Here is a 21,733-nt window from a genome sequence, read left to right as displayed (position 1 = left end):
GCGGGGTGAGGGTCAGCTGGCGTAGGCGCGGAGACGTTCGGCACGCTCGCCGGCGCGCAGCTTGCCCATCACCTCGCGCTCGATCTGGCGGACGCGCTCGCGCGACAGGCCGAACATGCGGCCGATCTGGTCGAGGGTGCGCGGCTGCCCGTCGTCGAGGCCGTAGCGCATCCGGATGACCTGCTGCTCGCGCTCGTCGAGGGTCGCGAGGACCGCCCGGATGTCGGAGTGCAGGAGACCGGCGATGACCGCGTTCTCGGCGGAGGTGGCCTCGGCGTCCTCGATGAAGTCGCCGAGCGGGGCCTCCTCGTCGTTGCCGACCGGCATGTCCAGGCTCACCGGGTCGCGGCTGTGGTCGAGGAGGTCGGCGATCTTCTCCGCCGGGATGCCCGACTCGTTGGCCAGTTCCTCGTCGGTGGCCTCGCGGCCGAGCTGCTGGTGCAGCTCGCGCTTGATCCGGGCCAGCTTGTTGACCTGCTCGACGAGGTGGACGGGCAGGCGGATGGTGCGGCTCTGGTCGGCCATGCCGCGGGTGATGGCCTGACGAATCCACCAGGTGGCGTAGGTCGAGAACTTGAAGCCCTTGGCGTAGTCGAACTTCTCCATCGCGCGGATCAGACCCAGGTTGCCCTCCTGGATGAGGTCGAGCAGGGGCATACCGCGACCCGTGTAGCGCTTGGCCAGCGAGACCACGAGGCGGAGGTTCGCCTCGAGAAGATGCGCTCGTGCGGCCTCACCCTCACGGACGATGATCTGCAGGTCGCGCTTCTTGGCGGCGGACAGGCGCTTCTTGGTCGCGAGGAGGTGCTTGGCGTAGAGACCGGCCTCGATCTGCTTGGCGAGCTCCACCTCCTGCTCGGCGTTGAGGAGTGCGGTACGGCCGATCCCGTTCAGGTAGACGCGGACGAGATCCGCGGCAGGAGACTGGGCATCGAGATCCTGCTCCGTCATCGCCGGCCGGGTGCCGGCCTCGGACGGCTCGGCGAAGGTGGTGGTGGTCGGGGTCGAACGTGCAACTGTCGAGCGTGACATGCGGCCTCCTGACTTGAGTGCGTTCAATGGGTTCAACGTCCGCTTGCGGGCGATAGTTCCCGGAAGTGGTTCGTCGCAAACCCGACGGAGGCTGGGTCATCCCGCGGATGACCTGCGAAGACGGATCGTCGTCCGATCCGCGGTGCTGAGAAGTTGCTGAGATGTTCTCCCCGCGGGAACGCGGAGGGTACCGCGTCCGGTCGCGGAGGACCGGTCGATCGCGGAGTCGCTCCCGGACGTCAGTTGTCGTCCGGCCGGGGATCGACGACCTGTCCCTCGATGACGCGTCCGGCCGCGCGCGGGTCCTCGGCGGTCCGGTCCGGGCCGCCCTCGTCGAGGCGGCCGGACCGCGAGAGCGACTGCGGGCCGAGCACGTCGTGGGGCAGGTCGTACATGTAGTGCGGGGACTCGCCGCGCTTGCGGGGCGGGCGGTCGTTGGCGATGAGCACGGCCATCCAGGGCAGCGGGATCGACACCGCGACGATCGCCAGCGCCAGCAGCCCCGAGCCGGTCGCGCTGTAGACGATGCCGGCGATCACCAGCGCGGGCACGCGGACGGACATCATGATGAGGTACTTGTGCACACGGGCGCGACGCTGAGCCTCCAGCGAGTCCTCGGCGGCGGTGATCAGGAAGGTCTCGGGGGAGAGGTCGGGGCGATCGGTCCGTCCCCACTGCCCCCCGGGGTCTTCGGTGTCGTGCGGTCGACGGCCGTTCGCGTCCATGGAATCCCCTTGTTCGAACACCGTCTCCACTGTCCCACTTTCGTTCGGCGAATGCACTCCCGGTTCCCGGTGACGCACAATAGAGCAATGGCAACTGAAACCATCGAACGCCCCGATCTCGACGAGCTGACCGACACCGAGACCGACGAGCGGCCCGACGCCGACTCCACCGACTCCGGCGACGACGACCGCCCCAAGTTCTTCCACTACGTCAAGAAGGACAAGATCGCCGAGAGCGCCGTGATGGGCACCCACGTGGTCGCGCTGTGCGGTGAGACCTTCCCGGTCACCCGGGCCGCGAAGCCGGGCTCGCCGGTGTGCCCGAAGTGCAAGAAGATCTACAGCAAGCTCCGCAAGTAACGGCTCACGTCGTCGGGGCCGGTCAGTCGCCGGTGGAATCAGTCCTGCCGGCGGCGTCGCCGGTTTCGTCGCCGCCGCGCGACGGGCGACGGATCGGTCCCGACGAGAGGCGGTCGGGGATTGTCTTGAGCTGATCGGTGATGTCGGAGGTCTGCGAGTTCACCCAGTGACGGACCCGGGTGGTCGGGGAAGCCTTGGCGGGCCAGAACTGCTGCACCGCGGCGTTGAACTCGGCGCCGGCGACGATCCCGAAGCCGAGCGAGAACGCGAACAGCAGGAACGCGATCGGCGTCGCGAGCGCGCCGTAGGAGACGCCCGCCTCGGTGATCTTCGTCAGGTAGATGCGCAGCACGTAGCTCGCCACCCAGAAGAACACGCCGGCCACGATGGCGCCCCCGATGAGCCGATGCCAGGGCAGGGGATCGGGCAGTGCCATGTGGTACAGGGTGGTGAGCACGAGCAGCAGCAGGATCGCGACGGTCGGGAAGTAGCCGTAGTTGATCAGCGTGGTGAGGAACGAGCCCCACGATTCCGGCACGATCTTGCGGAGATAGTTGGGTCCGAGCGCGACCAGTGGGAGCAGGAACACCGCCACGAACAGGAACCCGATGTAGAGGAACAGCGCGAAGAACCGCTGCCACACCGGATGCCGGACCTCGTGCTGGTCGTGGGCCTTCGCGATCGAGGCTATGAAGCACGACATCGCCGACGACCCGGCCCACAGCGACAGGATGAAGCCGACCGACATCAAGCCGATGCGTCCGCGCCCGAGGACGCTGTCGACGGTCGGCGTGATGAGGTCGTCGACGACGGTCTCGGTGAACGTGCGCTCGGCGAAGTCGATGATGCGGTCGTAGACGACGTCGACGGTGTCCGGCCCGAACCAGCCCGACACATAGCCCACCGAACCCAGCAGACCCAGCAGCAGCGGCGGCAGCGACAGCGCCTGCCAGAACGCGGCCTGCGCCGCCCAGCCGATGATGCCGTCGTCGAACGACTTGACCATCGTGCGCCAGATGACGCGGTGGATGTTCGGCAGGATCGGGAGCCCGCGCTCATCGGCGTCGGCCGTCCGTTCCGAGGTCTCCTGCTCCGGTGCCGCCGGGATGGGGTCGGCGGTGCCGCCGCCGGTCGCATACGGCCCTGCGGGGCCGGCCTGCGCCGCGTCGAGGTCGAGGTCGGCGGACAACGGCGCCGGCCGGCGGGCACGGCCCGGGGTCGGGCGGGTGCCGATCGGCTCGGTCACCGCGTTCGACGCCGTCCCGTTCGACACCGTCCCGTTCGACGCCGCCGGATTCGGGCGCCGAACCCCGGTGGCGGCCGGTTGCGGGCGCGCTCGACCCGCCGACGACACCCCGTCGTCGGTCAGCGGGACCGGAGTTCTCTTGCGCGTTGTGATGAGTTCAATATCCCCGATCCGGGCTCCGGCCGGGTATCCGGGTCACCGGGCGAGTCGTTCAGATCACGTACGCCTGCCACCCGTGGCGCGTGCTCCGGGCGGGTGTCGCGATGCGGGCGCCGGCGCGCTCCGGCGGTAAGATCGGCTCGTCCCCTCACGACCGCGGGTTCCGCATGCGAGGGGACGTCTCATGCCCGGCAGGGAACCGAACGCCGTCAGGAGCAGCACACACGTGACGTCAGCCGAACCCTCCACCAGCACTCCCACAGGTTCCGGACCCGCCAAGCCCAACCTCCCGTCGCTGCGCGCGTGGCAGCGTCGCGCGCTGACCAAGTACCTGACGCGCAAGCCGAAGGACTTCCTCGCGGTCGCGACGCCCGGCGCCGGCAAGACCACCTTCGGGCTGCGGGTGGCCCGTGAACTGCTCGACGACCGCACCGTCGACCAGATCACCGTCGTCGCGCCCACCGAGCACCTCAAACACCAGTGGGCCGAGGCCGCCGCCCGCGTCGGCATCGCGCTGGACTCCAACTTCTCCAACTCGACCGGTTCGACGAGCTCCGACTTCCAGGGCGTGTGCCTCACCTACGCGCAGGTCGCCGCCCACCCGGCGAAGCACCGCGTCCGCACCGAGAACCGGCGCACGCTGGTCATCCTCGACGAGATCCACCACGGCGGCGACGCCAAGAGCTGGGGCGAGGCGATCCGCGAGGCCTTCGACGACGCCGAGCGCCGGCTGCTGCTCACCGGTACGCCGTTCCGCTCCGACGACTCGCCGATCCCGTTCGTCACCTACGAACCCGAGCCCGGCGGACTGATGCGGTCCAAGGCCGATCACACCTACGGCTACGCCGACGCGCTCAAGGACGGCGTCGTGCGTCCGGTGGTCTTCCTGGCGTACTCCGGCGAGGCCAGCTGGCGGACCAGCGCCGGCGAGGAGTACACCGCGCGACTCGGCGAGCCGTTGTCGGCCGAGCAGACCGCCCGTGCCTGGCGCACCGCACTGGACCCGCACGGCGACTGGATCCCCGCTGTGCTCACCGCCGCCCACACCCGCCTCGGACAGCTGCGGGCCAGCGGCATGCCCGATGCCGGCGGGCTGGTCATCGCCACCGACCAGTCGACGGCGCGCGACTACGCCGAACTCCTCGAGGCCATCACCGGCAAGAAGCCGACACTCGTGCTGTCCGACGACCCGAAGTCGTCGTCGCGCATCGCCGAGTTCTCCGAGGGCACCGACGAGTGGATGATCGCGGTCCGCATGGTGTCCGAGGGCGTCGACGTCCCGCGGCTGGCCGTGGGCGTGTACGCGACCAGCTCGTCGACCCCGCTGTTCTTCGCCCAGGCCATCGGCCGGTTCGTGCGGTCGCGGCGCCCGGGCGAGACCGCGAGCGTGTTCCTGCCCTCGGTGCCGGTGCTGCTCGACCTCGCCAGCCAGATGGAGGCCGAGCGTGACCACGTCCTGGGCAAGCCGCACCGGGAGAGCAACGGCCTCGACGACCAGCTGCTCGTCGACGCGAACAAGCAGAAGGACGAGCCGGGGGAGGACGAACCCGCCTTCCAGTCGCTGCACGCCGACGCCGAACTCGACCAGGTGATCTTCGACGGTGCGTCCTTCGGCACCACGACCTTTGCCGGCAGCGACGAAGAGTCGGAGTACCTGGGTCTGCCGGGTCTGCTCGACGCCGACCAGGTTCGAGCGCTGCTGCAGAAGCGGCAGGCCGAGCAGGTCGCGGCGCGCGCGACGAAGAAGGCCGCGCCGGAAGCGCAGGAGCAGCCCGTCCGTCGGCCCGAGACCACCGGGGAGAACCTCCACGCGTTGCGCAAGGAGCTCAACACCCTTGTGGCCATGCACCATCACCGCACGGGCAAGCCACATGGCATGGTCCACAACGAACTGCGCAGCCGCTGCGGCGGCCCGCCGACCGCGATGGCCACCGCCGAGCAGCTCAAGGAGCGGATCGCGGCCCTGCGCGAGTGGCGCTGACGGCGACACCGCACGATCGGCGCTCACGAGCGCACCCGACACACGAGAGAACCCGGCCGGAGAGTCTCCGGCCGGGTTCTCGTCGGTCTACGTCTGTGGCTCGCCCGTCGGGCCATGACGAGTGTCAGACCAGTTCACCCTCGGACTCGATGACGGTGGCGCTGAGCTCCACCAGGCGGGCCTCGTGCTCGTTGAAGTGATGGCGGCAGAAGAGGAGTTCGCCGCCCTTGGGCATGACGGCACGGACCTTGGCGGCCGCGCCGCAGCGATCACACCGATCGGCAGCGGTCAGCGGCATGAAGATCGGGGCTGTGGTGGTGGCGATGTCAGTCATTGTTCCTCCGTCCCGGTCGGGCGCCGGTGGCCGGTCGCCGTCCCTTCGAGCCGACACATCCGGGCGATGCGTCAACCTCACTCTGTCAGACGTTCGGCACGTTCGTATTGTTCCGGCAGGTGCCCTCGGTGTGTCGTCACTCACCGTTTACAACCCGCAACACACCGAAAACGTCTGTGATGGAAGTGATGCGGCCCGGATCACATTCCCGGGACGCACCATCCGGATACCCCTCCGGGCGGGTTCCAAACCACCGAACCGCCGTCTTTTCCGGGGGGGGTGGCCTTGACAACGGGTCCGGGGCACCGGCTCAATCGCGTGCGTGCCGACCGATCATCCTGTTCTCACGCATCTGATCACCGCCGACGCCTGGGAGGCGAGCCGGGGCTCGACGCACCTGCGGCCACCGTCCCTCGCCGAGGCCGGATTCGTCCACCTCTCGACGCCGCAACAGGTCCACCTGCCGGCGAACCGGCTCTTCGCCGGGCGGCGGGACCTGCTGCTGCTGGTCCTCGACCCGGCCCGCCTCGACGCCGAGATCCGATGGGAGCCGGGGGTTCCGACCGACCCGGCGTCGATGCTCTTCCCACATCTGTACGGCCCGCTGCCGCTCGACGCCGTCGTCGAGGTGCGTGAGTACCTGCCCGGCCCCGACAACGCATTCGCCCCCGTCGCCGGGTGACGGCGACGGGGGCGAGCGCGAATCCGGGGTGACCCCGACAGGAGGTCAGTCGAGGTAGTCGCGGAGCACCTGCGACCGCGACGGGTGGCGCAGCTTCGACATCGTCTTGGACTCGATCTGACGGATGCGCTCACGCGTCACGCCGTAGACCTGGCCGATCTCGTCGAGGGTGCGCGGCTGTCCGTCGGTCAGGCCGAAGCGGAGACGGACGACACCGGCCTCGCGCTCGGAGAGCGTCTCGAGCACCGACTGCAGCTGATCCTGGAGCAGGGTGAAGCTCACCGCGTCGACCGCGACGACCGCCTCGGAGTCCTCGATGAAGTCGCCGAGCTGGCTGTCGCCCTCGTCGCCGATGGTCTGGTCGAGCGAGATGGGCTCCCGGGCGTACTGCTGGATCTCCAGCACCTTCTCCGGGGTGATGTCCATCTCCTTGGCGAGCTCTTCCGGGGTCGGCTCGCGGCCGAGGTCCTGGAGGAGTTCGCGCTGGATCCGGCCGAGTTTGTTGATGACCTCCACCATGTGCACCGGGATGCGGATGGTGCGGGCCTGGTCGGCCATGGCGCGGGTGATCGCCTGGCGAATCCACCACGTGGCGTACGTGGAGAACTTGTAACCCTTTGTGTAGTCGAACTTCTCGACCGCGCGGATCAGACCGAGGTTGCCCTCCTGGATCAGGTCCAGGAACGCCATGCCGCGGCCGGTGTAGCGCTTGGCCAGCGAGACCACGAGTCGGAGGTTCGCCTCCAGGAGGTGGTTCTTGGCGCGGTTGCCGTCGCGGGAGATCCAGTTCAGGTCACGCTTCTGCGCGGTGCTGATCTTCTCGCCGGACTCCATGATTCGGCGCAGGCGCTCGGTGGCGTACAGCCCCGCCTCGATGCGCTTGGCGAGCTCGACCTCCTCCTCGGCGTTGAGGAGCGCGACCTTGCCGATCTGCTTGAGGTAGGCGCGGACGCTGTCGGCCGAAGCGGTGAGCTCGGCGTCCTTGCGGGCCTGGCGGAGGGCTTCGGACTCTTCCTCGTCCCACACGAAGTCGCCCGACTTCGCGTCGGCCTTCGCGGCCTTGCCCTTGCCCTTGTCGTCGGCCTCGTCGGACTCCTCGTCCTCTTCCTCGGAGTCGTCGGCCTCGTCGGTCTCGTCGTCGTCGACCTCGATGTCGTCGATCTCCACGTCCTCGAGATCGGTGTCGGGCACGTCGATGTCGTCGATCGAGTCGACCTCGTCGGCCTCGACGTTCGGGTCTTCACCCTTGGCCGCGGTGGCCTTCTTGGCCGCCTTTTTCGCCGTCGTCTTCTTGGTCGCCTTCTTCGCTGCGGCCTTCTTCGCGGGCGCCTTACGGGCAGCGGTCTTCTTCGCGGCCTTCTTGGCGGTCCGCTTGACCGGGGTGGAGGCGGTGGTCGACTCGGTCGATTCGGCCTCGGCGTCCCCCTGTTGGGTCTTGGTGGCTGCCACGTACAACCTTTCGAAACTGTCTTCGGTGGTGTCTTCTGTCGGTGTCATGCGCCGGCGCCTGCCAGGCGTCGGAGGTCGGTCGGCGTCGTCGCTGTGACACGTGACGCGGCAGCAGGGGCTGCCGTGGACAAGGGCTTGGTTTCTCGGCTCAGCTGACCGTGACGACCATTGTAACGACATCGTCCGGTCGGGTGTGACAAAGCCCTGGTCAATCCGCGGGCTGGCCCTCGTTCCGGGGACGCCGGGCGAGCGTGCCGGCGCCCGGCTAGATCTTCAGGCCGCGGGTGACGGCCATCGCCGCGCCGACGATACCCGCGGTGTTGCGCAGGGTGGCCGGCACGACCGGGGTTTCATTGGTCAGCAGGGGAATCCACTTGTCGGCTTTGCGGCTGATCCCGCCGCCGGCGATGAACAGCTTCGGCCAGAACAGCGCCTCGTAGGCCTTGAGCACGTCGGACACCTTCTCGGCCCACTTCTCGTAGGACCAGCCCTTCTCCTCCTTCACCCGCGAGGACGCCTGGTGCTCGGCCTCCTTCTTGCCGACCTGCATGTGGCCGAGTTCGGTGTTGGGCACCAGTGTTCCGTCGATGAGGATCGCCGAGCCGATGCCGGTGCCGAAGGTCAGCAACATCACCACGCCGTCGACGCCCTTGCCCGCGCCGTAGGCGTCCTCGGCCATCCCGGCCGCGTCGGCGTCGTTGAGGACCGCGACCTGCCGGCCGCCGAGATGCCGGCTGAACAGCTCGTCGACGTCGGTGCCGATCCAGGCCTTGTCGATGTTCGCCGCGGTCCGCATCACGCCGTCGGTGACCACGCCGGGCAGGGTGATCCCGACCGGGCCGTCCCACCCGAAGTGGGCGACGACCTCGGCGACGCCGCCGGCGACCGCCTCCGGGGTCGCCGGCTGCGGGGTCAGCACCTTGAACCGCTCGCCGACGAGCGCGCCGGTGTCCAGATCGACGATGCCGCCCTTGATCCCCGAACCCCCGACGTCGACCCCGAAACCCAGGTTGGTGGGAGCGGGCGAGCCTGCGGCGGTGGGCGTGTCGGTCATGGTGTGATTTCCCCTTCCGGGACGGTAATGATCGTCACTCAGGCTATCGGCGCGACCGGCAGCCCGCGCGTCATCGGCGTGTCCGATTCGCTCTGGATACGGCACCCCGGGTCGCCGGTGGAGCGGGCGGCGATCGCATGTGCTGACATTGTCTACGTGGAGCAGACGATTCCGGTGGACGAACTGGCCGCCATCGCGGTGGACGTGGCGCAGGAGGCGGCCGCCCACGTACGACGCCGCCGTCCCGAGTTGTTCGGCCCTGGGTTGTCCGGCACGGCGCCTTCCGCAGACGCCCCGCCCGCGTCGACCGAGCCGACGGAAGCGGCCGCTTCGACCGAGTCGGCCGAAGCGGTCGTGTCGACCCAGTCGGCGGAAGCGGTCGTGTCGACCAAGTCGACGGAAACCGACCCGGTCACCGTCGCCGACACCGAGACCGAACGCCTCGTCCGCGAGCGGCTGCGCCGGGCCCGCCCGGACGACGACATCCTGGGAGAGGAGGACGGCGGCACCCGCGCCGTCCCGTCCGGTGTGCGGTGGGTGGTCGACCCGATCGACGGCACCGTCAACTTCATGTACGGCATCCCCGCCTACGCGGTGTCCGTCGCCGCCCAGGTCGGCGGCCGGTCCGTCGCCGGCGCGGTGGTGGACGTGGCCCGCGGCATCGTCTACGGCGCCACCCGCGGCGGCGGGGCGTGGATGTCCGACGGGACCGGCGCCCGCACCGAGCTGCGCTGCAACCCGGTGGAGCGCACCGAACTCGCGCTCGTCGCAACGGGGTTCGGCTATGCCGCCGGACGACGACGCGCGCAGGGACGCATCGTCGCCGAGTTGCTGCCCCGCGTGCGTGACATCCGGCGGGTCGGCGCCGCCGCCCTCGACCTGTGCATGGTCGCGTCGGGCGCGGTGGACGCCCACTACGAGCACGGACTGAGCCCGTGGGACTGGGCGGCCGGCGGACTCATCGCCGCCGAGGCCGGGGCCGTGGTGATCACCCCGCCGCCGGATTCCCGCGCCGACGAGGGGCATGTGACGGTCGCGGTCGCGCCCGGCATCGCCGACGAGTTCCTCGCACTGCTCGACGAGTTGGGCGCGCGCGAACCCATCGCCTGACGTTCGGACTGCGGCCGTCGGGCGAGTGCTGCCGGCGACCTCGGTCGCGCGGCCGCTAGCAGGGAGCGGAGTGGACGGCCTTCACCAACGCCGGATCGGCTCCCGTGTCCGGGTTGGTGGGATCCGCCGAGCGCAACGCCTCGAGGGCGGCCTGTGCGTCCTGGGAGAGTTCGCCGCTCGAGTGGTGGACTCCGAGGGCGACGTCGACCACGGTGCCGCGACGGTCGTCCTCGACGAGCTCCGCGCACGGGAACGCCAGCCACGCGGCCGCGGCGGCGGCCCGACCGGACGGTCCGAATCGGATCTGGCCGACGCAGTTGAGGTCCTGGTTCTGGTAGATCGTGTCGTCGGCGTACGGCGTGTCGGGCGCGGGGGTGAAGCCATGTGCCGCGAGATCCTCCGACACCGACCGGGCGGCGCCGCGTTCGCCGGATGCGTTGAGGACGCGCACCTGGAAGGACGGCAGCGGCGCCGGGGCGACGTCGAGCATCTCGTCTCGCGGCACCCGCGTCAGGGTGGGCGGGGCGGGCTGCGGTGTGCCCGCGTCCGCGGTCTCGGTCACCGACGGCGGGCTGGGCTGGTTGCACGCGGTGGGCACCGACGCGTCGCCGTCGGAGGTGAGGACGACCGACCAGACGATCACACCGAGGACCAGCAGGACGGCGACGGTGATCGCGGCCGGCGCGTACCTGCGGCGCTTGTAGGGGCGGCCCTGTTCGTCGGTCGGGTAGCCGGTCGTGATTTTCGAGACCACCTGGACTGACTCCTCACTGGCGCTGCGAACCGGGCTGATGCCGGGGCGGACGGACCGGCCGGGCCGTTCCCCGCACGATCCGCCGATCACTCTAGAGGTTCCGTTCGCGGGAGGCGGGCATGCCTCGCCGGTCGACGCGCGCCGGGCCGCGAGCACTCGGTCCCACCAGCGTGGGACGACCGTTTTCGGACCTATTCGTGTCGGCGTATTGACGATGGCGGGGGCGTGGTCTATTCTTCGGGCGCCCGCGCTTCCAGCATTGGGGTGCAGCCGATATCTAACCGTGACGGAAGTCACACAATACGCCGGTCCGCCGGGAACGAATTCCGCCCGATCGGACGTTGTCAGTGACCCACCGGCAAGACAATCCCGGCGGAGTCGTGCGCAACCCTGGGTCACGGCCACAAGCCGCGGCCGAGAGCGCCCCCTCACACTCTCAGACAAGAAGGCACACAATGGCTACTGATTACGACGCGCCACGACGCACGGAGACCGAGGACCTCAGCGAAGACTCTCTCGAGGAGCTGAAGGCCCGCCGCAGCGAGGCGCAGGCCGCGGCGGTCGACGTCGACGAGTCCGACACCGCCGAATCCTTCGAGCTCCCCGGCGCCGACCTCTCCGGCGAGGAACTGTCGGTGCGGGTCATCCCGAAGCAGGACGACGAGTTCACCTGCAGCAGCTGTTTTCTCGTCTACCACCGCAGCCGGCTGGCCGAGGAGAACGGCAACCAGCTGATCTGCGTCGACTGCGCCTGATCGACCGGACCGACGACGAGGGGCCTGCGCCATGCGGCGCGGCCCCTTTTTGTCGTCTTCGGGTCTGGTCGTCCTCGGGTCGTCTGTCGGCAGGGGAGCGGGAGCGCCGCTTCACATGCCAGATCTCGGTCGGGACCGGAGCCGGCTAGGTGTACTGACCCGACAGGTTGGGTACGCGGTCGGCGGGTGAGTTGCCTCGGAGTGCGGTGTGGCCGCGTTCGTGATTGTAGATGCGAAGGAACTCGGGGAAGGCCGCGACGCGTTCGGTTTCACTGAGGTAGGGACGGGCGTAGGCCCATTCCTCCTGCAGGGTCCGGTTGAATCGTTCGACCTTGCCGTTGGTTTGCGGCCGGTACGGTCTGGTCCGCTTGTGCTTGATCTTGTTGTCGTGCAACAAGTCCCGAAATATGCGGGACCGGTAACACGACCCGTTGTCGGTCATCACTCGCGCGGTGGTGACACCGATCGAGGCGAAGTGCGCCAACGCCCGAGTCATGAACGCGGTCGCGGTTTCCTTCTTCTCATCAGCGAGGATCTCGGAGTAGGCGTAGCGGGAGTGGTCGTCGACGGCGTGATGCAGATACGCGTACCCCAGGTTGGGGCGGCCAGCAACTTTGCGGGTTCGTCCAGGCTCGCGGTGGGCACTGGAGTTGCGGGTGCCCTGGGCGCGGCCGTGTACGCGATGTCCACCGCCGTCGGGGATTCTGCCGAGCTTTTTGATGTCGACGTGGATCAAGTCTCCGGGCGCTTGGTGTTCGTACCGGCGAATCTCGCGTCTGCGGGCACGTACCGGCGCCCCGGTTGCCGGGTCGATCCACGACAGTCGTAGGCAGCCGTAGCGGGTGAGGATGCGGTGCACCGTGGAGACGTTCAACCCCAGGTGGTATCCGATCCGGGCTGGCCCCCAGCGGCGGGAGACGCGTAACCCGACGACCCGGCGTTCCCGGCGCCGGCTGGTGCGATGCGGACACGATCGGGGCCGGCTGGACCGATCACCCATTCCGGCCGGCCCGTGGTCGCGGTAGCGATCCGCCCATCGCTTGGCCGTGGTGACTGACACGTTGAACCGGTCAGCTGCGCGGCGCAGTGGCCACCGGTCGTCCACAACACACCGAGCCAGACGCAACCGGCCAGTCGGGGACAGCGGTGAATTACGGTGGGACATGAAGACCTCCGGGTTGAGGAGCGGTTCTTAGACAGCTCCACACCTCACTCGGAGGTCTTCCCTATGTCACGTCGACTCGCCGAACTCTGTACCTAACGTTCCGGGTCAGTACAGCTAGGCCCGCGGTTCCGGCCGGTCGGCGGCGGCGTCGGACAGGCCGAGCGCCTCGAGGACCTTCTCCGGGTGGCGCGTGGACACCAGCCAGTACGGCGTGGGGTCGTCCGGGTCGTCGAGGACGAGCAACACCATGGTCTTCACCCAGAAGCGGTGCACGAGATAGGCGGCCGGGTCCAGCTGGCGCCCGAGGGCCGCCGACTTCGCGCTCGGCGGGACGGTCGCCCCGCGGGCGATGACCGAGCGGGGGAGCCGGGCGCGGTGCGCGTGCAGCTCGCCGTCGGCGGTCACCCGGATGCGGGTGCGGCTCATGGAGATCAGGAGCATGACCGCGATCAACGCGGTGGCGACGTAGCCAATGATGCTCCACTTGCTGCCGTGCGCCGACAGCTGGATCTCGTAGCCGACGACCCCGGTCACGACCACTGCGGCCAACCACCACCACCAGGGGACGACCAGTCGTTCGTCGTAGAGGTCGGCGCCGCCGTTGCTGTCTGGATGAGGTGCGCTCACTCGCGTCAGCGTAGTCTGCGTGCGTGACCTCAGATCTCCCCCCTCTGCCGCCCATCGCGGTACGACGCCTCGACCCCGATCTGCCGTTGCCGACCCGCGCCCATCCCGGGGACGCGGGAGTCGATCTGTGTTCGGCGATCGACCTCGAACTCCCCGCCGGCCGCCGGCAGCTCGTCGGCACCGGCATCGCGATCGCGCTGCCGCACGGCACCGTCGGGCTCATCCATCCGCGCTCCGGGCTTGCGGCCCGCGCCGGCCTGTCGATCGTCAACACGCCGGGAACCATCGACGCCGGATACCGCGGCGAGATCAAGGTGTGCCTGATCAACCTCGACCCCGAGCAGTCGATCACCATCTCCCGCGGGGATCGGATCGCGCAGCTGATCGTGCAGCGCGTCGAGCTCCCGGAGTTCGTGGAGGTCGACGAACTCGACGAGACGAGCCGCGGCGAGGGCGGCTACGGCTCGAGCGGCGGACACGCCATCCTGGGTTGAGATCGCATGACGGAGGTCGCCGGGCACACGTCGATTAATGTTCATGACGTGATGCCGGCGACGAGGAGTAGGCGATGACGAACAACACCTCCGACGGGCTGCGGGTCGGCGAGGCTCGCGGTCCCTACGACATCGATGCTCTGGAGACCGATCCCCGGGAGCTGGAGAACTCGCATCTCGACCTGGGGTCGGTCCTCGTCCCGGTCGTCGAGGGCGGCCAGGTCACCGTCGAGATGTCGGAGGACCACCAGCCCCAGAACGTCTATCTCGTCACCCCGATCGGTCGGATCTCGGTGAGCGCCTTCGCCGCCCCCAAGACCCCGGGACTGTGGCGGGAGGTGGTGCGCGAGCTCGCCGAGTCGCTGCGCGACAGCGGGGCCGCCACCAGCGTCGAGGACGGTCACTGGGGACGCGAGGTGGTCGCCGAGGCCGACGGCGCGACCCATCGTTTCATCGGCGTCGACGGTCCGCGCTGGCTCGTTCGGTGCGTGGGCAGCGGGCCCACCGAGGCCGCGGACGACCTCGCCCGCCTCAGCCGGGCCGTGCTCGCCGAGACCGTGGTGCGTCGCGGCTCCGAGCCCTACCCGCCGCGCGACCCGCTGCCGATCGTCCTGCCGCCGGTGCTCGCCGATCAGGTCGCCGCAGCCCGGCAACAGATGTTCGGCGACCAGGAGGGACAGCCCGCCGAGGCCACGGGACAGGTGCCGCAGGCACCCGAGACCGGCGGCGCGCCCGCCCAGGCGGCGGGCGCCACCGTGCTCGGCGACGATGCCTCAGGTGCCGTCGGTGACACCGGAGCGCCTGCGGCCGCCGACCCCGCCGCCGACGAGGAGCCGCCGCTGCCGCCGTCGTCGGGTTCGGCGATGCAGCGGTTCTTCCGCCGTCGGTGACCCGTCCGGGTGCGGACCCCGGCGAGTGTCAACCGGCGAGCGGCTATGAGCCCCTGAGACCCCGGTAGGCCGCCGCGCAACTGTCGCCCAGCAGGGCGGGCTCGCGGCCCCAGCCCTCGAGGGTCACCTCGACGAGCGCCGCTCGCGGTGCCGCGTCACGCCATGCACGCGCCACGGCGAGCGGATGGATCGGGTCGTCGTCGGCCGCCACGATCGCCAGGGGCACCTCGAGGGTCGCGATCCGCCCGAGAGTGGGTGCCGTGTACGACGCCGCTTCGCGGAGCTGGCCGACGAGCGCGGGGTACAGGCGTCGCCACGACCGCGACAACTCCGCGGCGAGCCAGTCGGGGCTGCCGGCCGCCATCGCCGCGATCGTCGCCTCGAGCCCATCGGCCTCGAGGGCGTCGGCGGTGGCGCGTGCGCTTGCCGCCGCGAGCGCGGCGTCGGCAGCGCCGCTCCAGGCCGGCAGTGCGGCGAACACCCCGGCGCATCCTGCGCCGCCTGCCCGCAGCGCCCAGTCCACGGCGATCGCCGCGCCGATCGACACCCCGCCGACCAGAATCCGGCCGTGCTCGGCGGCGGCGCGTTCCAGCCCCGCCACGTGACCTGCGATCAGCGACGCCGTCGGTTCGAGGGCGATGAGGTCGACCCCCAGCGAGCGTGCGGCCGGTCCGAACGCCCGGGTGACGTGATCGGCGTCGGAACCGGTTCCGGGAATCGCCACGAGTGCCGCGGGCTCGGGCGGCCTTCCGGTCGGGGCGTCGGTGATCGGCACGCGACGATCATGCCCTAGGGTGTCCTCCGGACCGGGCCGGAGGTGTCCTCCGGACGGGGTCAGAGGGGCTCCGCCCGTCGGGGGCCGGGGCCCGGCCGTCGACATTGTCACCGGCCGACACCGGGTCTACGCTGGCGGGAGTCACCGATCATGTGTTCGGTGGCGCCGGCACCGCCCGCGTGGGTCACGGTGCCGACCGAAACACCTGGGAGGTTGGGATGCCCACAGCCGGCTATCTCAAGCGACTGACCCGTCGGCTGACCGAGGACCTCGGGGACGTCGACGCCGAGCGCATCGCCGAGGAATCCAAGGCGACCGGCGCCCAACGCGCGTCGGATTGCGCGCGCGGCGACGAGGTCACCATGCACGGTGAGCTCCGCGCGGTCGAGACCTGCTCCCGCGCCGCGAAGGCGGGGGTGAAGGCGGAGTTCTTCGACGGGACCGACGTCGTGCTGCTGAAGTGGCTGGGCCGTAACCGGATCGCCGGACTCGAACCCGGCCGCAAGCTGACCGTGCGGGGCCGCGTCGCCGTCCAGGACGGCCACAAGGTGATCTTCAACCCGTACTACGAATTGCAGGGCACCGACGAGTGACCTTCGATCCCGGGACCGACGAGTCCCAGCAACGCCCCCTCCACGACGAGAACGGGCCTGTGACGAGCGGACCCGATCCCGCGCCGGACACCGAGCCGGAGGTGCCGGCGCCCACGGTTCTCGAACAGATGGGCGGCGTCTCCGGGCTGATCTACTCCACCATCCCGGTGGTGGTGTTCGTGCCCGTCAACTCCTTCTTCGGCCTGCGGGCCGCCATCATCGCCGCGCTGGTGGTCGGCGTCGGGATCTTCGCGGTGCGGCTGCTGCGCCGCGAGCGCCTCACCCCGGCGCTGTCGGGTCTGCTGGGCGTCGCGATCTGCGTGTTCATCGCCCACCGCGTCGGTGACGCGAAGGGGTACTTCCTGTTCGGGATCTGGACCACCCTCGCGTACGCGATCCTGTTCGCCGGGTCCGTCCTCGTCCGGTGGCCGCTGATAGGCGTGGCCTGGCACCTCGTCAACGGCGAGGGGACAGCATGGCGCCGCCATCGGCCGACCTTGCGCGCCTACGACATCGCGACCGCGCTGTGGGCGCTGGTCTTCCTCGCGCGCTATCTCACCCAGTCCGAGTTGTACGACGCCGGCGCGACCGGGTGGCTCGCGGTCACCCGCATCGCGATGGGGTGGCCGCTGACGGCGCTCGTCGTGCTCGCGACGATCCTGCTCGTCCGCCGCGCCGTCCGCGAGGAACACTCCGTCGAGGCCTGAGCGGCGCTCGACCGGGTTCAGCGCGCGATCTTCATCGCCTCGTAGAGCGCGCCCTCGGCCTCCTCGGGCGCGATGAAGATCAGTTCGTCGTCGCCCTCGATCGGGTCGTCGGACTGCGGCACGATGACCCGTCCGCCCCGCAGGATCGTCACCAGCGCGACGTCGTGGGGGAGTTCGAGCCTGCGCACCGGCTTGCCGGCCAGCGGGGTGTTCGACGGGAGCGTGAGCTCCACCAGGTTGGCCTGGCCCTGACGGAACGTCATCAGGCGGACCAGGTCTCCGACCGACACTGCCTCCTCCACCAGCGAGGCGAGCAGCCGCGGCGTGGACACCGCGACGTCGACTCCCCAGTCCTCCCCGAACAACCATTCGTTGCGGGGGTCGTTGACCCGGGCCACCACGCGGTTCACGGCGAACTCGGTCTTGGCCAGCAGGCTGACGACGAGGTTGGCCTTGTCGTCGCCGGTGGCGGCGATCATCACGTCGAAGGTCTGCAGCTGCGCCTCCTCCAGACGCGACAGCTCGCAGGCGTCGGCGAGGATCCACGACGCGCCCGGCACCGAGTCAGGGTCGATGTGGTCGGCCTTGCGCTCGAACAGCGTGACCTCGTGGGCGTTGGTCAGCAACTCACGGGCGATCGAACGCCCGACCGCGCCGGCCCCGGCGATGGCGACCTTCACGACTCCTCCTGCCAGAACGGTTTCGCGGCGACCTCGCGCGCGTACTTCAGGTTGTCGAGCAGGACGGCGCCGTAGACGACGTCGTCCTGCTGCAGGACGGTCTTGGCGTCGGGGAGGATCGGCCGCCCGACCCGGTTGAGGAACGCCACCCTGGCGCCGGTCAGCTCCTGGAACCGGGTGACCGTCACGCCGATCCACGACTCGTCGACGTCGATCTGCGCGATCGCGAGCCCGCCGGAGGGATCGCGCCACTCCGTCGTGGCGGTCTCGCCGAGGGCGGTCACGAAACGCTCGGTGGTCCAGGGCACGGTGGCGACGGTGGGGATGCCGAGACGCTCGTAGACCTCGGCGCGCTTGGCGTCGTAGATGCGGGCGACCACACGCTCGACGTCGAAGGTCTCGCGCGCGACACGGGCGGAGATGATGTTGGAGTTGTCACCGGAACTCACCGCGGCGAAGGCGTCGGCATGCTCGATGCCGGCCTTGACGAGGATGTCCCGGTCGAATCCGACGCCGACGATGGTGCGTCCGGCGAACCCGGAGCCCAGCCGGGCGAAGGCGGAGGGGTCGCGGTCGATGATCGCGACGTCGTGTCCGCGCTTCTGCATCGCCATGGCGAGCGACGAGCCGACGCGCCCGCAACCCATGATGACTACCTGCACGACATTCCTCTCGTGACGCGGCTCGGGTGCCGCGAGTCGAACCTACCCGCCGTGAGGCGGAGGCTCTAGGGTTGCCTGGTGTCCACCCTCACCAAGGTGTCGAAGCGACTGCTGCTCGGCAGACCGTTCCGCAGCGACAAGCTGGGCCACACGCTTCTCCCCAAACGGATAGCCCTACCCGTCTTCGCGTCCGACGCGATCAGCTCGGTGGCCTACGCGCCGCAGGAGATCTTCCTCGTCCTGTCGGTGGCGGGCCTGTCGGCGCTGGCGTTCACCCCGTGGGTGGCCGTCGCGGTCGCGGTGGTGCTCGCGGTCGTGGTCGCCGCCTACCGCCAGAACGTGCACGCCTACCCGTCGGGTGGCGGCGACTACGAGGTCGTCACCCTGAACCTGGGGCCGAACGCGGGCCTCACCGTCGGCAGCGCCCTGCTCGTCGACTACGTGCTGACCGTGGCCGTCTCGGTGACCGCAGCCGCGGAGAACATCGGGTCGGCGGTCGGCTTCGTCGACGACCACAAGGTCTGGTTCTGCGTCGGCGCGATCGTCGTCCTCGCGGCGATCAACCTGCGCGGCATCAAGGAGTCCGGGGCGCTGCTCGCACTGCCGACCTACGCGTTCATCATCGGCGTGTTCGCCATGCTCGTCTGGGGCTTCACCGAGATCTTCGTCCTGGGGGAGGAGGTCCGTTCGGAGACAGCCGATTTCGGGATCCGAGCCGACGACGGTGACCTGACCGGCCTGGCCCTGGTGTTCATCGTCGCCCGATCGTTCTCCTCCGGGTGCGTGGCGCTGACGGGCGTGGAGACGATCAGCAACGGCGTCCCGGCGTTCCGGAAACCGAAGTCGCGCAACGCGGCGACGACACTGGTGATGGTCGGAGCGCTGTCGATCACCCTGCTGCTGGGCATCGTGGTCCTCGCGCAGGAGATCGGCGCGAAGTACGTGATGGACCCGGCCGCCGACCTCGTCGGCGCACCGGACGGTTACCAGCAGAAGTCGATGATCGCCCAGATCGCGCGGGCGGTGTTCGACTCCTTCCCCGCGGGCTTCTACCTCGTCGTGGTGGTCACCGCCCTGATCCTGATGCTGGCGGCCAACACCGCCTTCAACGGGTTCCCGGTCCTCGGTTCGGTTCTCGCGCAGGATCGCTACCTGCCGCGGCAGCTGCACACGCGCGGCGACCGCCTGGCGTTCAGCAACGGGATCCTGTTCCTGTCGGTGGCCGCGATCGTCTTCGTGGTGGCCTTCGACGCGCAGGTGACCACTCTGATCCAGCTCTACATCGTCGGGGTGTTCGTGTCCTTCACGCTCGGCCAGCTGGGCATGGTGCGTCACTGGTCCCGGCTGTTGCGCACCGAATCCGATCCGAGCGCCCGCCGTCGGATGATCCAGTCGCGGATCGTGAACTCGATCGCCTTCCTGCTGACCGGGACCGTGCTGGTCGTCGTGCTGGCCACCAAGCTCACCTCCGGCGCCTGGATCGCGGTGCTGGCGATGGTGGCGCTGTTCGCGCTGATGAAGCTGATCCACCGCCATTACGCCAGCGTCCAGCACGAGCTGGAGCTGGCCGAGGCCGAGGACGAGGGCGTGTTGCCGAGCCGGACCCACTCCATCGTGCTGGTGTCGAGCCTGCACATGGCCTCCAAACGCGCCCTGCGGTACGCGCGGGCGACCAGGCCCGACGTGCTGGAGGCGATCACGGTCAACGTCGACGACCGCGACACCCGAAAGCTGGTCAGCGAGTGGGAGGCCAGCGACATCACGGTTCCGCTCAAGGTCATCGCCTCGCCGTACCGGGAGATCACCCGCCCGGTCATCGACTACGTGCGGCGCGTGCGGCGCGAACACCCGCGCGACGTCGTCACCGTGTTCATCCCGGAGTACGTCGTCGGTCACTGGTGGGAGCAGATCCTGCACAACCAGTCCGCCCTGCGGCTCAAGGGGCGCCTGTTGTTCGAGCCGGGCGTGATGGTGACGTCGGTGCCGTGGCAGCTCAGCTCGTCCGACCGGCGCAAGGACACCAAGCGGTACATGGCGCCGGGCGTGACGCGCCGTGCGCTCGGGGAGACGGAGGAGCGCCGATGAGCGCGGACACGACTGCACGAAGGATCGAGGTCGCCGTCGACCGGCCGGCGAACGGCGGGGAGGCGGTCGGTCGGGCCGACGGCCGGGTGGTGTTCGTGCGCGGCGCGATCCCCGGCGAGCGGGTCGTCGCCGAGGTCACCGACGACCGCCACGACTCGTACTGGCGGGCCGACGCGGTCGAGATCCTCGAACCGTCGCCGCACCGCGTGCCGACGCCGTGTCCGGCCGCGGCCGCCGGTGCCGGCTGCTGCGACCTCGGGCACATCGACCCCGACCACGGGCGGAACCTGAAACAGGCCGTCCTGCTCGACGTGCTGGCCCGCGTCGGCCATCTCGACGAGGCCTCGGTCTCCCACACCGAGCTCGCCGGTCGCGGGGTGGGCCGGTTGCCCGGCCCCGACACCGGCTGGCGGGTGCGGACCCGCCTCGCCGTCGACGGGACCGGTCGCGCCGGACAGCGTGCGTTCCGCGGCGCCGGGGTCGTCCACGAGGCGTGCGTGCAACCCGCGCCGGGAATGGTCGACAACCTCGCCGCCCGCCGCTTCACCCCGCACGCCGAGCTCGCGGTGGTCCTCGACGCCGACGGCGTCCGCCACATCACCGAACTCGCCCCGGTCACCGAGGTGCGCCGGGGCGACCCGCGGCGTCGCGCCCAGAAGAACCGGCAGCGGCGCACCGGACGCCGCGCGCAGACGGTCGTCGAGGGCGCCGCCGCCGCCGTGCGCCGTGTCGGCGGACGCGAGTGGCAGATCCCCGTCACGGGTTTCTGGCAGGCCCACCGCGCCGCCCCGCAGACCTACGCCGACACCGTCGTCGGGTTCGCGCGGGAACACCTCGACGCCGCGCCGCGGATCGCGTGGGACCTCTACGGCGGCGCGGGGGTGTTCGCCGGAGCCCTGCTCGACGCCGACGGGTTCGGCGGGCTGGAACAGGTGCACGTCGTCGACTCCGATGCCGGGGCGCTCGCCGCGGCCGACCAGACCTTCGCCGGCGATCCGGTGACCACCCATCGCGGCGAGGTGGCCGCCTGCCTGGCCGCCCTCGAGGCCACGCCCGACATCGTCGTCCTGGACCCGCCGCGGACCGGTGCGGGGGAGAAGGTGATCGGCGCGATCGCCGCGGCGCAACCGGCCGTCGTGGTCCACGTCGGGTGCGACGCAGCGCGATTCGCGCGTGATCTCGGTCTCTTCGCGCGGGCCGGCTACCGGATCGCCGGGATACGGGCCTTCGACGCGTTTCCGCTGACACACCACGTGGAGGCGGTCGCGTGCCTGGTCCGGGGTCGATGACCGCCCCGGCCGGGGTGCGGTCGGGGCGGCGGAGGGCCATCCGCGACGCGGGACGGGTCCGAATGCTTCCGTAGACTGACGGGTTATGAACCGGGGGATCGACCCCGCCGGTTTCGGACCGGGAT

General features: G+C 70.0%; 23 protein-coding genes. 11 read left to right on the top strand and 12 right to left on the bottom strand.

Translation table 11 applies throughout. The features are described from left to right. Positions 1–12: 12 nt before the first annotated feature. The gene (locus E1P53_RS04835) at positions 13–1,032 is read right to left on the bottom strand and encodes a sigma-70 family RNA polymerase sigma factor (protein ID WP_109237801.1); all 1,020 of its coding nucleotides are present in this window, start codon (positions 1,030–1,032) and stop codon (positions 13–15) included. Between the two features lie 239 nt (positions 1,033–1,271). Next, positions 1,272–1,757, bottom strand: a complete 486-nt coding sequence (locus E1P53_RS04830; protein WP_131733613.1) for a DUF3099 domain-containing protein — start codon at positions 1,755–1,757, stop codon at positions 1,272–1,274. Between the two features lie 87 nt (positions 1,758–1,844). On the opposite strand from E1P53_RS04830, the gene E1P53_RS04825 reads away from it, so the two are divergent. Continuing rightward, complete coding sequence (locus E1P53_RS04825; protein WP_006899165.1) at positions 1,845–2,117, top strand: DUF3039 domain-containing protein; 273 nt, start codon at positions 1,845–1,847, stop codon at positions 2,115–2,117. 22 nt (positions 2,118–2,139) lie between these two features. Here the strand turns inward: E1P53_RS04825 and E1P53_RS04820 are convergent, their stop codons facing one another. Beyond that, positions 2,140–3,390: a YihY/virulence factor BrkB family protein gene (locus E1P53_RS04820; protein ID WP_006899164.1), complete on the bottom strand. Its 1,251-nt coding sequence runs from the start codon at positions 3,388–3,390 to the stop codon at positions 2,140–2,142. Positions 3,391–3,748: 358 nt separating this feature from the next. Between E1P53_RS04820 and E1P53_RS04815 the strand changes: the two genes are divergently transcribed. Further along, a complete protein-coding gene (locus E1P53_RS04815) occupies positions 3,749–5,503 on the top strand; it encodes a DEAD/DEAH box helicase (protein WP_131733612.1) in 1,755 nt (584 codons plus the stop codon). A gap of 124 nt (positions 5,504–5,627) precedes the next feature. On the opposite strand, the gene E1P53_RS04810 is transcribed toward E1P53_RS04815, so the two are convergent. Next, positions 5,628–5,837, bottom strand: a complete 210-nt coding sequence (locus E1P53_RS04810) for a DUF7455 domain-containing protein (RefSeq protein WP_006899162.1) — start codon at positions 5,835–5,837, stop codon at positions 5,628–5,630. 322 nt (positions 5,838–6,159) lie between these two features. On the opposite strand from E1P53_RS04810, the gene E1P53_RS04805 reads away from it, so the two are divergent. Further along, a complete protein-coding gene (locus E1P53_RS04805; protein ID WP_006899161.1) occupies positions 6,160–6,519 on the top strand; it encodes a DUF952 domain-containing protein in 360 nt (119 codons plus the stop codon). A gap of 45 nt (positions 6,520–6,564) precedes the next feature. Here the strand turns inward: E1P53_RS04805 and E1P53_RS04800 are convergent, their stop codons facing one another. Both E1P53_RS04800 and ppgK read right to left on the bottom strand, forming a co-directional pair. Further along, positions 6,565–8,016, bottom strand: coding sequence for an RNA polymerase sigma factor (locus tag E1P53_RS04800; protein ID WP_131733611.1), 1,452 nt, complete (start codon positions 8,014–8,016; stop codon positions 6,565–6,567). A 217-nt stretch (positions 8,017–8,233) separates the two neighbouring features. Continuing rightward, entirely contained in the window at positions 8,234–9,022 is a 789-nt protein-coding gene (gene ppgK / locus E1P53_RS04795; protein ID WP_006899159.1) for a polyphosphate--glucose phosphotransferase, read from the bottom strand. Between the two features lie 147 nt (positions 9,023–9,169). Here ppgK and E1P53_RS04790 point away from each other — a divergent pair, with 147 nt between their 5' ends. After that, entirely contained in the window at positions 9,170–10,132 is a 963-nt protein-coding gene (locus tag E1P53_RS04790; protein ID WP_131733831.1) for an inositol monophosphatase family protein, read from the top strand. Positions 10,133–10,187: 55 nt separating this feature from the next. Here the strand turns inward: E1P53_RS04790 and cei are convergent, their stop codons facing one another. Beyond that, complete coding sequence (gene cei, locus E1P53_RS04785; protein ID WP_006899157.1) at positions 10,188–10,886, bottom strand: envelope integrity protein Cei; 699 nt, start codon at positions 10,884–10,886, stop codon at positions 10,188–10,190. 455 nt (positions 10,887–11,341) lie between these two features. Here cei and E1P53_RS04780 point away from each other — a divergent pair, with 455 nt between their 5' ends. Further along, entirely contained in the window at positions 11,342–11,641 is a 300-nt protein-coding gene (locus E1P53_RS04780) for a DUF4193 domain-containing protein (RefSeq protein ID WP_006899156.1), read from the top strand. A gap of 145 nt (positions 11,642–11,786) precedes the next feature. Here E1P53_RS04780 and E1P53_RS04775 read toward each other — a convergent pair whose 3' ends face one another. Next, positions 11,787–12,806, bottom strand: a complete 1,020-nt coding sequence (locus tag E1P53_RS04775; protein WP_131733610.1) for an IS481 family transposase — start codon at positions 12,804–12,806, stop codon at positions 11,787–11,789. Positions 12,807–12,920: 114 nt separating this feature from the next. Then, on the bottom strand, positions 12,921–13,433 hold the full coding sequence (locus tag E1P53_RS04770; protein WP_131733609.1) for a DUF3093 domain-containing protein: 513 nt from the start codon (positions 13,431–13,433) through the stop codon (positions 12,921–12,923). A 23-nt stretch (positions 13,434–13,456) separates the two neighbouring features. Here E1P53_RS04770 and dut point away from each other — a divergent pair, with 23 nt between their 5' ends. Beyond that, positions 13,457–13,927 (top strand): dUTP diphosphatase, encoded by a 471-nt coding sequence (dut, locus tag E1P53_RS04765; protein ID WP_006899154.1) that lies wholly within the window; start codon positions 13,457–13,459, stop codon positions 13,925–13,927. Positions 13,928–14,001: 74 nt separating this feature from the next. Further along, positions 14,002–14,817, top strand: coding sequence for a DUF3710 domain-containing protein (locus E1P53_RS04760; RefSeq protein WP_006899153.1), 816 nt, complete (start codon positions 14,002–14,004; stop codon positions 14,815–14,817). Between the two features lie 43 nt (positions 14,818–14,860). On the opposite strand, the gene E1P53_RS04755 is transcribed toward E1P53_RS04760, so the two are convergent. After that, positions 14,861–15,592: an alpha/beta fold hydrolase gene (locus E1P53_RS04755; protein WP_006899152.1), complete on the bottom strand. Its 732-nt coding sequence runs from the start codon at positions 15,590–15,592 to the stop codon at positions 14,861–14,863. 218 nt (positions 15,593–15,810) lie between these two features. On the opposite strand from E1P53_RS04755, the gene E1P53_RS04750 reads away from it, so the two are divergent. Next, positions 15,811–16,185: an OB-fold nucleic acid binding domain-containing protein gene (locus tag E1P53_RS04750; protein ID WP_006899151.1), complete on the top strand. Its 375-nt coding sequence runs from the start codon at positions 15,811–15,813 to the stop codon at positions 16,183–16,185. Positions 16,186–16,313: 128 nt separating this feature from the next. Continuing rightward, positions 16,314–16,892 (top strand): DUF3159 domain-containing protein, encoded by a 579-nt coding sequence (locus tag E1P53_RS04745; RefSeq protein WP_371830990.1) that lies wholly within the window; start codon positions 16,314–16,316, stop codon positions 16,890–16,892. A 17-nt stretch (positions 16,893–16,909) separates the two neighbouring features. Here E1P53_RS04745 and E1P53_RS04740 read toward each other — a convergent pair whose 3' ends face one another. Together E1P53_RS04740 and E1P53_RS04735 are read right to left on the bottom strand one after the other, a co-directional pair. Next, positions 16,910–17,572, bottom strand: coding sequence for a potassium channel family protein (locus E1P53_RS04740; RefSeq protein WP_006899148.1), 663 nt, complete (start codon positions 17,570–17,572; stop codon positions 16,910–16,912). Next, entirely contained in the window at positions 17,569–18,234 is a 666-nt protein-coding gene (locus tag E1P53_RS04735; RefSeq protein WP_131733607.1) for a potassium channel family protein, read from the bottom strand. Before E1P53_RS04735 ends, E1P53_RS04740 begins: the two co-directional genes overlap by 4 nt. A gap of 78 nt (positions 18,235–18,312) precedes the next feature. Here E1P53_RS04735 and E1P53_RS04730 point away from each other — a divergent pair, with 78 nt between their 5' ends. Together E1P53_RS04730 and E1P53_RS04725 are read left to right on the top strand one after the other, a co-directional pair. Then, on the top strand, positions 18,313–20,319 hold the full coding sequence (locus E1P53_RS04730; protein ID WP_131733606.1) for an APC family permease: 2,007 nt from the start codon (positions 18,313–18,315) through the stop codon (positions 20,317–20,319). Continuing rightward, on the top strand, positions 20,316–21,608 hold the full coding sequence (locus tag E1P53_RS04725; protein ID WP_131733605.1) for a class I SAM-dependent RNA methyltransferase: 1,293 nt from the start codon (positions 20,316–20,318) through the stop codon (positions 21,606–21,608). The genes E1P53_RS04730 and E1P53_RS04725 overlap by 4 nt, the downstream gene beginning before the upstream one ends. The last annotated feature ends 125 nt before the right edge of the window (positions 21,609–21,733 follow it).

The sequence above is a fragment of the Gordonia paraffinivorans genome (assembly GCF_900683595.1).
Lineage (GTDB): Bacteria > Actinomycetota > Actinomycetes > Mycobacteriales > Mycobacteriaceae > Gordonia > Gordonia paraffinivorans.
Note: the sequence above shows the minus strand (reverse complement) of the source record. Positions and strands in the feature narration are given on the sequence as shown.

Bases quoted from the DNA above. Each gene is read 5' to 3' on its own strand.
- E1P53_RS04835 (WP_109237801.1), bottom strand. From the start codon at position 1,032: ATGTCACGCTCGACAGTTGCACGTTCGACCCCGACCACCACCACCTTC.
- E1P53_RS04830 (WP_131733613.1), bottom strand. From the start codon at position 1,757: ATGGACGCGAACGGCCGTCGACCGCACGACACCGAAGACCCCGGGGGG.
- E1P53_RS04825 (WP_006899165.1), top strand. From the start codon at position 1,845: ATGGCAACTGAAACCATCGAACGCCCCGATCTCGACGAGCTGACCGAC.
- E1P53_RS04810 (WP_006899162.1), bottom strand. From the start codon at position 5,837: ATGACTGACATCGCCACCACCACAGCCCCGATCTTCATGCCGCTGACC.
- E1P53_RS04800 (WP_131733611.1), bottom strand. From the start codon at position 8,016: ATGACACCGACAGAAGACACCACCGAAGACAGTTTCGAAAGGTTGTAC.
- ppgK (WP_006899159.1), bottom strand. From the start codon at position 9,022: ATGACCGACACGCCCACCGCCGCAGGCTCGCCCGCTCCCACCAACCTG.
- E1P53_RS04780 (WP_006899156.1), top strand. From the start codon at position 11,342: ATGGCTACTGATTACGACGCGCCACGACGCACGGAGACCGAGGACCTC.
- E1P53_RS04775 (WP_131733610.1), bottom strand. From the start codon at position 12,806: ATGTCCCACCGTAATTCACCGCTGTCCCCGACTGGCCGGTTGCGTCTG.
- E1P53_RS04760 (WP_006899153.1), top strand. From the start codon at position 14,002: ATGACGAACAACACCTCCGACGGGCTGCGGGTCGGCGAGGCTCGCGGT.
- E1P53_RS04750 (WP_006899151.1), top strand. From the start codon at position 15,811: ATGCCCACAGCCGGCTATCTCAAGCGACTGACCCGTCGGCTGACCGAG.
- E1P53_RS04745 (WP_371830990.1), top strand. From the start codon at position 16,314: ATGGGCGGCGTCTCCGGGCTGATCTACTCCACCATCCCGGTGGTGGTG.
- E1P53_RS04725 (WP_131733605.1), top strand. From the start codon at position 20,316: ATGAGCGCGGACACGACTGCACGAAGGATCGAGGTCGCCGTCGACCGG.